Here is a 13,308-nt window from a genome sequence, read left to right as displayed (position 1 = left end):
AACTTACGCTTTACGCTGCTGAGCGCGCGCAACCGGTTTTTCTGCTGTGCTGGCTTCCGCGCCGTTAACTGGCAGATGGCGGCCAATCAGCGAACGGTAACCAAAGGCTCCGAGGCAAGCACCGACCAGCGGGCCAAAAATCGGAACCAGGAAGTAAGGAATATCTTTGCCACCGGTGAAGGCTACGTTGCCCCAGCCAGCGAAGAAGGCGAACAGTTTTGGACCGAAGTCACGCGCCGGGTTGAGTGCGAAGCCGGTCAGTGGACCCATTGAGCCACCGATTACCGCGACCAGCAAACCAATCAACAGCGGAGCCAGCGGACCACGCGGTACACCGTTGCCGTCATCGGTCAGCGCCATGATCACCGCCATTAATACCGCTGTAATCACCATCTCAACCAGGAACGCCTGAGCGACGCTGATGTGCGGGTTCGGGTAGGTAGAGAAGATACCGGCAAGATCGAGGCTTTCAACGCTGCCGCGCACCATTTGATGGCTCGCTTCATAATCAAAGAACAGATTGTAGTAGAGACCGTAAACCAACGCGGCAGCGCAGAACGCGCCGGCAACCTGCGCCAGAATATAAGGAACAACTTTACGACCTTCGAAATTAGCGAACAGGCACAGCGCGACGGTAACGGCTGGGTTAAGATGCGCACCAGAAACGCCTGCGCTTAGATAGACTGCCATGGAGACGGCTAAACCCCAGATAATACAAATTTCCCACTGACCGAATGATGCACCGGCCAGTTTCAGTGCAGCAACACAGCCTGCACCAAAGAAGATAATCAAACCTGTGCCGAGAAATTCAGCGATGCACTGACCTTTTAGTGTGTTAGTTGTCTGACTCATAATGGCATTCCTGAAGCGAGGTTAAATTTTATCAGTTTTTGTTCTCATCCATGAGTCGCCCAGCTATCAATGTAGGGTTGATGTGAATTTATCGTTAACGAGCATAAACGAGAAATAGCGAAATTGAAAACTGTGTACTCCATCATAAAAATGCGCGTTTTCGCGTCTTTTGCGTTGCTTTAAGACCCATTTTTCCCGCTTTGCTGGTCGATGCTGATGTGATCGCGCACACAGATGCGCGAAGATGCGCATTTTTTTTAGGCATAGACTGAAAAGTGTTACAGACTGCCCTCGCAAGCCTTGTGCCACTGGACTTGCTGGGTTCGGCTACATACAATCGAGTCATCGTGGCTGAGCGCACCATAATAAGGCATGCACTAGCCCCATCAACGCCTTGCAAGATTTAGGAGAGGTCAGAAAGATGTCATTTGAAGTGTTCGAGAAACTGGAAGCGAAAGTACAGCAGGCGATTGATACCATCACTCTGCTGCAGATGGAAATTGAAGAGCTGAAAGAGCAAAACAATACGCTGAAAAACGAAGTCAGCCAGGCTTCAGGCAACCAGGATGCGCTGGTGCGTGAAAATCAGCATCTGAAAGAAGAGCAGCATGTCTGGCAGGATCGTCTGCGGGCACTGCTGGGAAAAATGGAAGAAGTTTAAGCGTCGATGCTTAAACCAACGGGTGCCGCGGCACCCGTTTTTGTTGCGGCTTACTCGATGTCGAGTGCGTCTTCAGACAGGATGATGCCGGTATTGTCGGCATACAGATGGTCGCCAGAGAAGAAGGTCACGCCGCCAAAGTTAACGCGCACGTCACTTTCGCCAATGCCCTCACCCGCTGCGCCCACCGGAATCGCCGCAATCGCCTGAATGCCGATTTCCAGCTCTTCAAGGTCGTCTACCTGACGTACCGAGCCGTAAACCACAATGCCTTCCCACTCATTTTGCGCCGCCAGACTCGCCAGCTGAGCATCGACCAGTGCGCGACGGACCGAACCGCCGCCATCCACCAGCAATACGCGACCCCGACCGTTCTCTTCCAGCAAATCGTAGAGTAAGCCGTTATCTTCGAAACATTTCACTGTGGTGATTTGACCACCGAATGAGCTGCGCCCACCAAAGTTCGAAAAAAGCGGTTCAACAACATTCACAGCTTCGTGGTAGATGTCACAGAGTTCAGATGTATCGTATTTCATGAGGGTTTTCGTCTGTTTGCCACAGGAGCGCTAAGTATATCGCTATCTGGCGATTGTTGGCAAAATCATCAACCGCCAAAAAAAGCGCTGCATCAATATCCTGCGTAAAAAAAAGCCCGGCACAGTGGCCGGGCAGCGATTTCGCGGGTGAAGCTTACAGAATGAAGCGGCTGAGATCTTCGTCGGCCACCAGCTCATCCAGATGCTTACCAACGTACTCGGCATCGATAGTGATCGATTCACCGTTACGATCGCTGGCGTCATAGGAGATATCTTCCATCAGACGCTCCAGCACGGTATGCAGACGACGCGCACCGATGTTCTCGGTGGTTTCGTTCACCTGCCATGCGGCTTCGGCGATACGACGCACGGCGTCATCGGTGAAGTCGATATTGACCCCTTCGGTGCCCATCAATGCTTTGTACTGCACGGTAACCGAGGCGTTTGGCTCGGTCAGGATGCGCTCGAAGTCATTGACGGTCAGCGCCTGCAGTTCAACGCGAATCGGCAGACGGCCTTGCAGTTCTGGGATCAGATCTGACGGGCTAGCGACCTGGAACGCGCCGGAAGCGATAAACAGAATGTGGTCGGTTTTCACCATGCCGTGCTTGGTGGAAACGGTGCAGCCTTCAACCAGCGGCAGCAGGTCACGCTGTACGCCTTCGCGTGACACGTCTGGACCGCCTGCATTCTGGCCGCCGCGCTTACAGATTTTGTCGATTTCATCGATGAACACGATACCGTGCTGCTCAACCGCATCGATAGCATCCTGCTTCAGCTCTTCCGGATTCACCAGCTTGGCCGCTTCTTCTTCAATCAGCAGCTTCATGGCTTCTTTGATTTTCAGCTTACGCGGTTTCTGCTTCTGGCCACCGAGGTTCTGGAACATCGATTGCAGCTGGCTGGTCATCTCTTCCATGCCCGGAGGCGCCATGATCTCAACGCCAGCCGATGAAGCAGCCAGATCGATCTCAATCTCTTTGTCATCCAGCTGGCCTTCGCGCAGTTTCTTGCGGAAAGACTGACGCGCTGTTGATGGCTCAGCCGCTTGTTCAGCCTGGCCCCAGTTGTTTTTCGCGGGTGGGATCAGCACATCAAGGATGCGCTCTTCCGCCATCTCTTCCGCGCGGTATTTGTTCTTCTCGATCGCCTGGCTGCGCACCATCTTGATGGCAGAATCGGTCAGATCGCGAATGATAGAATCCACCTCTTTACCGACATAACCCACTTCGGTGAATTTGGTGGCTTCCACTTTGATGAACGGTGCGTTAGCCAGTTTGGCTAAGCGACGGGCAATTTCGGTTTTACCGACGCCGGTTGGACCAATCATCAGAATATTTTTCGGTGTCACTTCGTGGCGCAGCTCTTCGTCGAGCTGCATGCGGCGCCAGCGGTTACGCAGGGCGATCGCGACCGCCTTCTTTGCGCCGTCCTGGCCGATAATAAAGCGGTTAAGCTCGCTGACAATCTCGCGTGGAGTCATCTCAGACATGATGTTTAGTCCTTAGCCTTAGACGGTAATGCTTCGAAGTTAATATTGTGGTTGGTGTAGATACAGATATCGCCAGCAATGTTCAGCGCTTTCTCCACGATATCGTGCGCACCAATGTCGGTGTTTTCCAGCAACGCGCGTGCCGCTGCCTGGGCGTAAGGCCCACCAGAACCAATTGCAATCAGGTCATTTTCCGGCTGGATAACGTCGCCGTTGCCGCTGATGATTAATGAGGAGTTTTCGTCGGCCACCGCCAGCAGCGCTTCGAGGCGGCGCAGCATGCGATCGGTACGCCAATCTTTAGCCAGTTCGACCGCCGCTTTCACCAGATGGCCCTGGTGCATTTCCAGCTTGCGCTCAAACAGTTCAAACAGGGTGAAGGCATCTGCGGTACCGCCAGCAAAACCGGCGATCACTTTATCGTTGTAAAGACGACGGACTTTTTTAACGTTGCCTTTCATTACGGTATTGCCGAGCGTAGCCTGGCCATCACCGCCAATCACTACCTGGCCGTTGCGTCGTACACTTACTATTGTTGTCACGGGCAGACCCCTTGTTGCAGTAGAAAAGGAACTCCGCGCACTCGGCGCGGAGTATCATGCAACCAGATATGGGGTAGGAAAAAGGGGTTTCAACCCCCAGCAGCGAGGGGAATACAACTTCCGTGGCCGGAACTGTGTAAGCGTTTGACTGTGTTGTCGGCGCTGCTGCGATCTTTGAACGGCCCGATCACCACGCGATTCCAGCCACCGCCGGTAGTAATGCGGCTCTCGAATCCTTCAAATGCCAGACCGGCGCGTACTGATTCCGCCTGATCGGTACCTTTGAACGATCCACACTGCACCATCCAGCGCTGTGAAGAGGCTTTCTCTTCGGTTTTCGCCTTGGCTGTTTCCTGCGGTTTGGTTTGCTGCGTTGGCCCACGCGTGATAGGCGCAGCTTGCTGTTGCTGCTGACGCGCGGCCTGTTGTTGCTGCAACTGTTGCTGGCGCTGCTGCTGTTGTAACTGTTGCTGTTGACGTTGCAACTGCTGCTGTTGTTGCTGCTGCTGAACCTGCTGCTGTTGTTGCACCTGCTGACGCTGCAGCGTTTGCTGGCGCTGCGCCGGGGTTTGTTCGTTCCACGGCACTTCGTTCAACTGCGTCGGCTGCTGGCGCATATCGGCCTGCATCTGCTCCAGCAACTGGCGCTGTTCATCGGTCAGCTGAGTTTGTGATTGCACGCCACCGGCTGAAGGCTCAGTCGGCGACGGAACGGTAATTTGGCGATTTTCCAGCTCTTTGATGTACTTCCAGCGCTCTTCCGGCTTCGGCGGCAGGCCGTTACCGTTGGCTTTGTGGTTTGGAATGACCTCAATCTCTTCTTTCTTATGATGCGAGATGAACCATAAACCACCGGCAAAGGTGACCAGCACGGCCACGGCCAGTACCATCATGAGCTTTGAAGTGCCTGATCCGCCTTTGCTTTTCTTGCTGCGGCTGGCGGGTTTTTTGCGACGCGTCCCTGTTGAACGCCCGCGGCCTACATAATCTTTCTGTGCCACTTTCGTTCTGCTACCCTTCAAAAAAATGCCAATGGGCATGTAAATGTGCTGTTAATTGCCCGGCAATGAATGCGCCATGTTACGCAAGGGCTGGAACTTTGACCAGCACAGTCTGCCTTCAGAATCCGCTGAAAATGCAGGCTTCTACGCGCTATTTTTCCCGTTTTGCTGCCGGTGCCGTACTGCCGCGCACGCGCAGCTCTGCATCCAGCAGGCGTGAACCGTTATTCACGCGTTTACCCTGCAGCTCATCAAGTAATAGCAGCATGGCTTCACGACCGATGGAAAAGCGCGGCTGTGCCACGGTGGTCAGCGGTGGATCGTAGTATTGCGCCAGTTCGATATCATCAAAGCCCACTACCGACAAATCCTGTGGAATGCGCATGCCGAGTTTGCGTGCCTGATTCATCGCGCCCAGCGCCATTAAATCGCTATGGCAGAAGATCGCTTTCGGCGGCTGCGGCAAACTCATCAACTGCTTAAGCGCATTTGCACCGGCTTCAAAGGTGAAGTCGCCGTGCACAATCATCGTCGGATCGATGGCGATGTTGCTGCGACGCAGCGCCTGAATGTAGCCCTGCAAACGATATTGGCTCAGCGGAATATGTTCTGGCCCGGTGATACAGGCGATTTGGCGATGACCGAGCTGCAACAGGTGATTTACTGCTTCAAAAGCGGCGGTCAGGTTATCGATATGCACCGTTGGCAACGCCATTTCCGGCGCAAATTCGTTGCCCATCACCATTGGCGGCAGGTTACGCTGATCTTCAATGCCCGCCTCAAATGGCAGCTGAGAACCCAACAGCACCATGCCGTCGATCTGTCGCGTCAGCATTAAATTCAGGAAGGTTTTTTCCTGTTTGTTCTGATGCGCGCAATCGCCAATCAGTACCAGATAACCTTCATGCGCAGCGGTGACTTCCACGCCGCGAATGATCTCACTGAAGAAGGGATCGCAGATGTCCGGCACAATCACCAAAATGGTTTGCGTTTCACCGCGTTTGGCATTGCGCGCCAAACCGTGCGGCGCATAACCCACGGCAATCACGGCTTTTTCGACCTTGAGCCGGGTCGCAGCAGAGACTTTTTCTGGATTCATCAACGCACGTGAAACCGTGGCGGTTGAAACGCCTGCTTTCTCGGCCACATCTTTCATGGTGGCGGCGGTGGAGGGTTGCTTCTGGTCCAACGTATAACTCCTGACGCGGTACAGCGCATTGATTTTCTGACATTACCGGGCTTCAACCGGGTCGGCACTATTGTTAACCCAAGGTCGCGCCGGGTTGTTACTTAATTTGCATAAAAATTGTGACTTGTGCGACTTTTTTCGATCTGGCTCGCAGATGTGGTGCGGCCTAGCTCTCGGTGGGATCGATATCCAGCGTCCATTTCACTTTGCGCGACGCAGGCAAGGTGGCGATCAGCGGCAGCGATCCGCTCAGCAGCTGTTGCAGACGTTTGCGTGACGGATGCTGCAACAGCAGCTGCCAGCGCCAGCGTCCGCTGCGCTTCGGTGCCAACGCCGGAACCGGCCCCATCAGCCACATCGCCTCATCTTTTAGCGGGCTGGCTTCCAGCAAATTGCGCAGCTGAGTAAGGAATTCCGCCGCCTGCTGGTTATCCATATCTTCAGCGCGGAACAGCGCATGGCTGGTCCACGGCGGCAGCTGCACCGACTGACGCTCCAGCAAGGTTTGATCGGCAAAAGCGAAATAGCCGCGATGCAGCAACGTTTGCAGCAGCGGATGTTCCGGATGATGGGTTTGCAGCAACACTTCGCCCTGTTTACCGGCTCGACCAGCGCGGCCCGCGACCTGCGTATAAAGCTGAGCGAAGCGCTCGGCGGCACGGAAATCGGCGGAGAACAGCGCGCCATCGACATCGAGCAGCGACACCAGCGTGACATCCGGGAAGTGATGGCCTTTCGCCAGCATTTGCGTGCCCACCAGAATGCGCGCGCCGCCGCGATGCACATCGGCCAGATGCTGCTCCAGCGCACCTTTGCGGCTGGTGGTGTCGCGATCGATGCGCGATACCGGCACGCCGGGGAACAGCGTGCCCAACTGCTGTTCCAGCTGTTCGGTGCCGACGCCAACCGGCATCAAATGCGTTGAACCACAACTTGGGCACTGATTCGGCAGCGGGCGCTGGCTATCACAATGGTGGCAGCGCAGCTGACGATGATTCTGGTGCAGCGTGTAGTAGCTATCGCAGCGCTGGCACTCCGCCAGCCAACCGCAATCGTGGCACATCAGCGCCGGAGAGAAGCCACGGCGATTGAGGAATAGCAGAACCTGATTGTCGGCCTGCAAATGTTGGCGCATTTTGCCGAGCAGCGCCGGTGCCAGCCCGCCTTTAGCTGCTGGCCTTTAAGATCGATCAGCTGCTGCAACGCCGGTTTAGCATTGCCCGCGCGTTTGGTGAGATTAAGCTGGCGATATTTGCCGACGCGCACGTTGTGCAGCGTTTCCAGCGCCGGCGTGGCCGAACCCATCACAATCGGAATGTCTTCTTCATGGGCGCGGAACACCGCCAGATCGCGTGCCTGATAGCGCCAGCCTTCCTGCTGTTTGTACGAGCTGTCGTGCTCTTCATCAATAATGATGACGCCGGGACGGGCCAGCGGCGTGAACAGCGCCGAGCGTGTGCCGATAACAATCGCCGTTTCGCCGCTGCGCGCGCGCAGCCATACGGCCAGGCGTTCGCTGTCATTCAGTGCCGAGTGCAGCACATCAATCGGCGCGTCGAAACGTTCGCGGAAGCGGGCGATGGTTTGCGGCGTCAGGCCGATTTCCGGCACCAGCACCAAAGCCTGTTTGCCGCGTGCCAGCACGTTTTCCAGCACGCTAAGATACACCTCGGTTTTGCCCGAACCGGTAATGCCGGCCAGCAGCCACGGCGCATAGTGATCGTCTTCACTGCGCATCGCGCCCACCGCCATCGCCTGATCGGTATTCAGGCGCAGGCGATCACCTTTGACGGCAAAGCTGGTGCGCCAGTCGTGCATCTGCGGCGTATGTTCACGCAAATCGCACAAGCCTTTAGCGCGCAACGCTTGCAGCACGGCATCGGTAAAATCGTGTTCGCTGACCTGATGACGATAGAGCGGTCGCTGACGCAGCATCGCCAGCGCTTGCTGCTGTTTCGGCGCGCGCTTCAGACTTTCCATCGCCACTTCACGGCCAGCATCATTAATCACCCATTGCCACAGCGGCGCTTCCTGCGCCGGTTTGCCCTGACGCAGCAGCACCGGCAGCGCATGGCTCAGCACTTCGCCGAGCGGTGAGTGATAATAGTTGGCGGCCCAATGCAAAATGCGCCACAGGGCGGGCGAGAACAGACTTTGATCGTCGAGCACGCTTTCTATTTGCTTGAGCTGCGTCAGTGGCAGATCGCTGGTCTCGCGCGTGCCGACTACAATGCCGATCATTTTGCGATTGCCGAACGGCACATTCACGCGTGCGCCCGCCACCGGCTGCGGCGCATCGGCAGGCAGCAAGTAGTCAAACAGGCGAGGTAGCGGAACGGGCAGGGCAACCTGAACAACGGGCATCTGAATCTCTATCCAGTTCTGAATTAAGGAGAAGTAGTGTACACGCCTAATTAGGAAGCGGCTATTTGCTAAAACCGGTTAATTTCTGTATACTATGCCGCCTTCGATGAGATCGTTTGTCGGAGCATACACTTAATGTTCAACCGCGTGTGGTGCTGTGCAGGCTGAGCCTGGCACGGAGAGCGACACGGCCTTTTATGAGGTTCTCCCATGAAACAAGGTATTCACCCTAAGTACGAAGCAGTAACCATGACTTGCTCTTGCGGTAACGTGATCAACACCCGTTCAACCATGGCTTCTGGTCTGAACCTGGACGTGTGCGGCAAATGCCACCCGTTCTACACTGGTAAGCAGCGTATTGCTGACACCGGTGGCCGTGTAGATCGCTTCAACAAGCGTTTCAGCGTGCCAGCAAGCAAGAAATAAGATTTTTGGCCGTCGAATCTTCGCGATTCGGCAGCAAGAAAAAACCCAGCCTTGGCTGGGTTTTTTTATTTCTGGCTTCAGTATTCCCAGCTATCGGGATCGATGCCCATTTCACGCATAATCTGTTTCGCTTCTTCCGGAATCTCATCGCTGCGTTCTTTACGCAAATCGACATCGTTCGGCAGAGGCTGCCCGGTGAAAGCATGCAAAAAGGCTTCACACAGCAGTTCGCTGTTGGTGGCGTGACGCAGGTTATTCACCTGACGGCGGGTGCGCTCATCCGTTAAAATCTTCAGCACTTTCAGCGGGATAGAAACTGTGATTTTCTTAACCTGCTCGCTCTTCTTGCCATGTTCAGCGTAAGGGCTGATATATTCGCCGTTCCATTCAGCCATGGGTTACCTTAATCAATAAAAGTTGAATATGGGGAAATCCGTTGATTATGCCCGATTTTTCGATGCCTGACCCCTTAAACCGCAGGTTTTATGCTTGAGCACCGCTTCTGCAAAGGAAAGCGCGCTGAACACCAGGCGATGACGGACAATTTTAGCGGTTATTGATGATTTGCTCAATCTATACGCAAAGACATTTAGATGTCCAGATGTATTGACGTCTATGTGCGGAATGTTATTCTGTTGCTCTTCTTTTTCTTCAGGAACAGTAAGCACCATGACGCGTAAACAGGCAACCATCGCAGTACGTAGCGGTTTGAATGATGACGAGCAATATGGCTGCGTTGTCCCACCAATTCATCTCTCCAGCACCTATAACTTCCTCGACTTCAATGAGCCGCGTGCGCATGACTATTCACGTCGTGGTAACCCAACGCGCGATGTGGTTCAGCGCGCGCTGGCAGAGCTGGAAGGTGGCGCAGGCGCGGTATTAACCAATACCGGCATGTCGGCGATTCATCTGGTGACAACCGTGTTCCTGAAGCCGGGCGATCTGCTGGTGGCGCCGCATGACTGTTACGGAGGTAGCTATCGTCTGTTCGATAGCCTGAGCAAGCGCGGCGCGTATCGCGTGAAATTTGTCGATCAGGGCGATAAAGCGGCGCTGGCCGCTGCTCTGGCCGAGAAGCCAAAACTGGTGCTGGTCGAAAGCCCAAGTAATCCACTGCTGCGTGTGGTCGACATCGCCAGCATCTGCGCCGCCGCGCGTGAAGCGGGCGCCATTAGCGTGGTAGACAACACCTTCCTCAGCCCGGCGTTGCAAAACCCGCTGGCGCTGGGCGCCGATCTGGTTGTTCACTCCTGCACCAAATACCTGAATGGTCACTCTGATGTGGTGGCGGGCGCGGTGATTTCGAAAGATCCGGCGATGGCCACCGATCTGGCGTGGTGGGCGAATAATATTGGTGTAACCGGCGCAGCGTTTGATAGCTACCTGCTGCTGCGCGGTCTGCGCACGCTGTCACCGCGTATCGCCGCAGCACAACGCAATGCATTGGCGATTGTTGATTACCTGAAGCAACAACCGCTGGTGAAAAAACTGTATCATCCGTCTCTGCCGGAAAATGCCGGTCATGAGTTTGCGGTACGTCAGCAGCGTGGCTTTGGTGCCATGTTGAGTTTCGAAATCGATGCCGATGAGGCTCGCCTGCGCCGCTTCCTGAAAGCGCTGCAGCTGTTCACGCTGGCCGAATCGCTCGGTGGCGTAGAGAGTTTGATTTCGCATACCGCAACCATGACGCATGCCGGCATGTCTGCAGAAGCGCGCGCGGCAGCGGGAATTTCGGAAACACTGCTGCGTATTTCTGTTGGGATTGAAGATCACGAAGATTTAATCGCCGATCTGGATAATGCATTCCGGATCGCAGCCGAGGAGTAATCATGACGAGTTCAGTGGGCGCGGGAACGCCGATCAAGCAGTTGCATAAATTTGGTGGCAGTAGCCTGGCCGACGCACGTTGCTATCAGCGCGTGGCCAGCATCATGGCGGATTACAGCCAGCCAGGCGACTTAATGGTGGTCTCTGCCGCAGGCAGCACCACTAACCAGTTGATCAGCTGGCTGAAATTGAGCCAGAGCGATCGCTTATCTGCCCATCAGGTGCAACAGGCTTTACGGCGTTTTCACAGCGAGTTAATTGCTGCGCTGCTGCCTGCTGAATATGCCGAAACCCTGACGTCTTCCTTTATACGCGATCTGGAAAGACTGGCGGCGCTGCTCGATGGCACCATCACCGATGCGGTGTATGCCGAAGTGGTGGGGCACGGTGAAATCTGGTCGGCGCGCTTGATGGCCGCAGTGCTGAGCCAGCGTGAGATCGAAGCCGCCTGGCTGGATGCGCGTGACTTCCTGCGTGCTGAACGTGCCGCGCAGCCGCAGGTTGATGAAGGTAAATCCTGGCCGCTGTTGCAGGAGTTGTTAACACAGCATCCGCATAAGCGTCTGGTAGTGACCGGATTTATCAGCCGCAGCGAAGCGGGTGAAACCGTACTGCTCGGTCGTAACGGCTCGGATTACTCGGCTACGCAAATTGGTGCGCTGGCGGGCGTCGGTCGCGTGACCATCTGGAGCGATGTGGCGGGCGTTTACAGCGCCGATCCGCGTAAAGTTTCTGATGCGTGTTTGCTGCCGCTGCTGCGACTCGATGAAGCCAGCGAACTGGCGCGTCTGGCTGCGCCGGTGTTGCACACCCGCACCTTGCAGCCGGTTTCCAATAGCGACATCGATTTGCAGCTGCGTTGCAGCTATCAACCGGAGCAAGGCTCGACGCGCATTGAACGCGTGCTGGCCTCCGGCACCGGCGCGCGTATCGTCACCAGCCACGATGATGTGTGTCTGGTGGAGATTCAAATCCCCGACAATCACGATTTCAAAACGCAGCAAAAAGAGATCGATCTGCTGCTGAAGCGCGCGCAGCTGCGTCCGCTGGCGATCGGCGTGCATCCCGATCGTCGCCTGCTGCAGCTGTGTTACACCTCGGAAGTAGTGAATAGCGCCTTCAACTTGTTACAGGATGCCGCACTGCCGGGCCATCTGCAGCTGCGCGACGGCTTAGCGCTGGTGGCGCTGGTGGGCGCGGGCGTGACGCGTAATCCGCTGCACAGCCATCGCTTCTGGCAGCAAATCAAAGATCAGCCGGTGGAATTTGTCTGGCAATCGGAAGATCACATCAGCATCGTGGCGGTACTGCGCGTCGGCCCGACGCAGCACCTGATTCAGGGACTGCATCAGTCGCTGTTCCGCGCAGAAAAACGCATCGGTTTGATGCTGTTCGGCAAAGGCAACATCGGTTCACGCTGGCTGGAGCTGTTTGCCCGCGAGCAGGAAACATTGTCGGCGCGTACGGGATTTGAGTTTGTGCTGGCGGGCGTCGCAGACAGCAGCCGCAGCTTGCTGAGCTACGACGGTCTGGAAGCCAGCCGCGCATTGGCGTTTTTTGATGATGAAGCGGTCGAGCGTGATGAAGAGTCGCTGTTCCTGTGGATGCGTGCGCACCCGTTCGATGATTTAGTGGTGCTGGACGTCACCGCCAGCGAGCAGCTGGCGCAGCAGTATCACGATTTCGCCAGCCACGGCTTCCACGTCATCAGCGCCAACAAGGTTGCCGGTGCGTCGAGCGGACAGAGCTGGCGTCAGGTGCGCGATGCTTTCGCCAAAACCGGTCGTCACTGGCTGTATAACGCCACCGTCGGTGCCGGTTTGCCGGTCAATCACACGGTGCGCGATCTGCGCGAAAGCGGCGATAGCATTCTGGCGATCAGCGGCATTTTCTCCGGCACGCTCTCCTGGCTGTTCCTGCAATTTGACGGCACGGTGCCGTTTAGCGAGCTGGTCGATCAGGCGTGGCAGCAAGGCCTGACCGAACCGGACCCGCGCGTTGATTTATCCGGGCAGGATGTAATGCGCAAGCTGGTGATTCTGGCGCGTGAAGCGGGCTACGACATCGAGCCGGATCAGGTACGTGTCGAATCGCTGGTGCCGGCGATTTGCGACGGTGAGTCGATTGATCACTTCTTCGAAAACGCCGATGAGCTGAATGACCAGATGCTGCAGCGTCTGGAAGCGGCGCAGGAGATGGGCTTAGTGCTGCGTTACGTGGCGCGTTTCGATGCCAATGGCAAAGCGCGCGTCGGCGTGGAAGCGGTACGTCCCGAGCATCCGCTGGCCGCGTTGCTGCCGTGCGATAACGTGTTTGCCATCGAAAGCCGCTGGTATCGTGATAATCCGCTGGTGATTCGCGGACCGGGCGCAGGCCGCGATGTTACGGCCGGCGCGTTGCAATCGGATATCAACC

Annotated in this window: 11 protein-coding genes and 1 pseudogene; 4 read left to right on the top strand and 8 right to left on the bottom strand. The window is 55.9% G+C overall.

The genetic code is table 11. The features are described from left to right. Positions 1-3: 3 nt before the first annotated feature. Complete coding sequence (locus tag RTY00_RS00250) at positions 4-852, bottom strand: MIP/aquaporin family protein (RefSeq protein ID WP_312663054.1); 849 nt, start codon at positions 850-852, stop codon at positions 4-6. 421 nt (positions 853-1,273) lie between these two features. Between RTY00_RS00250 and zapB the strand changes: the two genes are divergently transcribed. Continuing rightward, positions 1,274-1,513: a cell division protein ZapB gene (gene zapB / locus RTY00_RS00245; RefSeq protein WP_007885384.1), complete on the top strand. Its 240-nt coding sequence runs from the start codon at positions 1,274-1,276 to the stop codon at positions 1,511-1,513. Between the two features lie 50 nt (positions 1,514-1,563). On the opposite strand, the gene rraA is transcribed toward zapB, so the two are convergent. From rraA to priA, 6 genes and pseudogenes are all read right to left on the bottom strand, one after another. After that, positions 1,564-2,049, bottom strand: a complete 486-nt coding sequence (rraA, locus tag RTY00_RS00240) for a ribonuclease E activity regulator RraA (RefSeq protein WP_061720294.1) — start codon at positions 2,047-2,049, stop codon at positions 1,564-1,566. A 154-nt stretch (positions 2,050-2,203) separates the two neighbouring features. Continuing rightward, positions 2,204-3,541, bottom strand: coding sequence for an HslU--HslV peptidase ATPase subunit (hslU, locus tag RTY00_RS00235; protein WP_008109676.1), 1,338 nt, complete (start codon positions 3,539-3,541; stop codon positions 2,204-2,206). A 5-nt stretch (positions 3,542-3,546) separates the two neighbouring features. Continuing rightward, on the bottom strand, positions 3,547-4,083 hold the full coding sequence (gene hslV / locus RTY00_RS00230) for an ATP-dependent protease subunit HslV (protein ID WP_008109674.1): 537 nt from the start codon (positions 4,081-4,083) through the stop codon (positions 3,547-3,549). Between the two features lie 89 nt (positions 4,084-4,172). Next, the gene (gene ftsN, locus RTY00_RS00225; RefSeq protein ID WP_312663053.1) at positions 4,173-5,084 is read right to left on the bottom strand and encodes a cell division protein FtsN; all 912 of its coding nucleotides are present in this window, start codon (positions 5,082-5,084) and stop codon (positions 4,173-4,175) included. Between the two features lie 151 nt (positions 5,085-5,235). Next, positions 5,236-6,273, bottom strand: a complete 1,038-nt coding sequence (gene cytR / locus RTY00_RS00220) for a DNA-binding transcriptional regulator CytR (protein WP_312663051.1) — start codon at positions 6,271-6,273, stop codon at positions 5,236-5,238. 166 nt (positions 6,274-6,439) lie between these two features. Next, positions 6,440-8,637 (bottom strand): annotated as a pseudogene (gene priA / locus RTY00_RS00215) (primosomal protein N'). Between the two features lie 210 nt (positions 8,638-8,847). Between priA and rpmE the strand changes: the two are divergent. Continuing rightward, positions 8,848-9,063 (top strand): 50S ribosomal protein L31, encoded by a 216-nt coding sequence (gene rpmE / locus RTY00_RS00210; RefSeq protein ID WP_007885402.1) that lies wholly within the window; start codon positions 8,848-8,850, stop codon positions 9,061-9,063. A 77-nt stretch (positions 9,064-9,140) separates the two neighbouring features. On the opposite strand, the gene metJ is transcribed toward rpmE, so the two are convergent. Next, entirely contained in the window at positions 9,141-9,458 is a 318-nt protein-coding gene (gene metJ, locus RTY00_RS00205) for a met regulon transcriptional regulator MetJ (protein WP_007885403.1), read from the bottom strand. A gap of 274 nt (positions 9,459-9,732) precedes the next feature. Here metJ and metB point away from each other — a divergent pair, with 274 nt between their 5' ends. Together metB and RTY00_RS00195 are read left to right on the top strand one after the other, a co-directional pair. Then, complete coding sequence (gene metB / locus RTY00_RS00200; RefSeq protein ID WP_008109665.1) at positions 9,733-10,893, top strand: cystathionine gamma-synthase; 1,161 nt, start codon at positions 9,733-9,735, stop codon at positions 10,891-10,893. 2 nt (positions 10,894-10,895) lie between these two features. Then, positions 10,896-13,308 (top strand): bifunctional aspartate kinase/homoserine dehydrogenase II (locus RTY00_RS00195; RefSeq protein WP_312663050.1); only part of this gene is annotated, 2,413 nt, incomplete at its 3' end.

It is taken from the genome of Pantoea sp. CTOTU49201, from assembly GCF_032054795.1.
In the GTDB taxonomy this organism is placed as follows: Bacteria; Pseudomonadota; Gammaproteobacteria; order Enterobacterales; family Enterobacteriaceae; genus Pantoea; species Pantoea symbiotica.
Note: the sequence above shows the minus strand (reverse complement) of the source record. Positions and strands in the feature narration are given on the sequence as shown.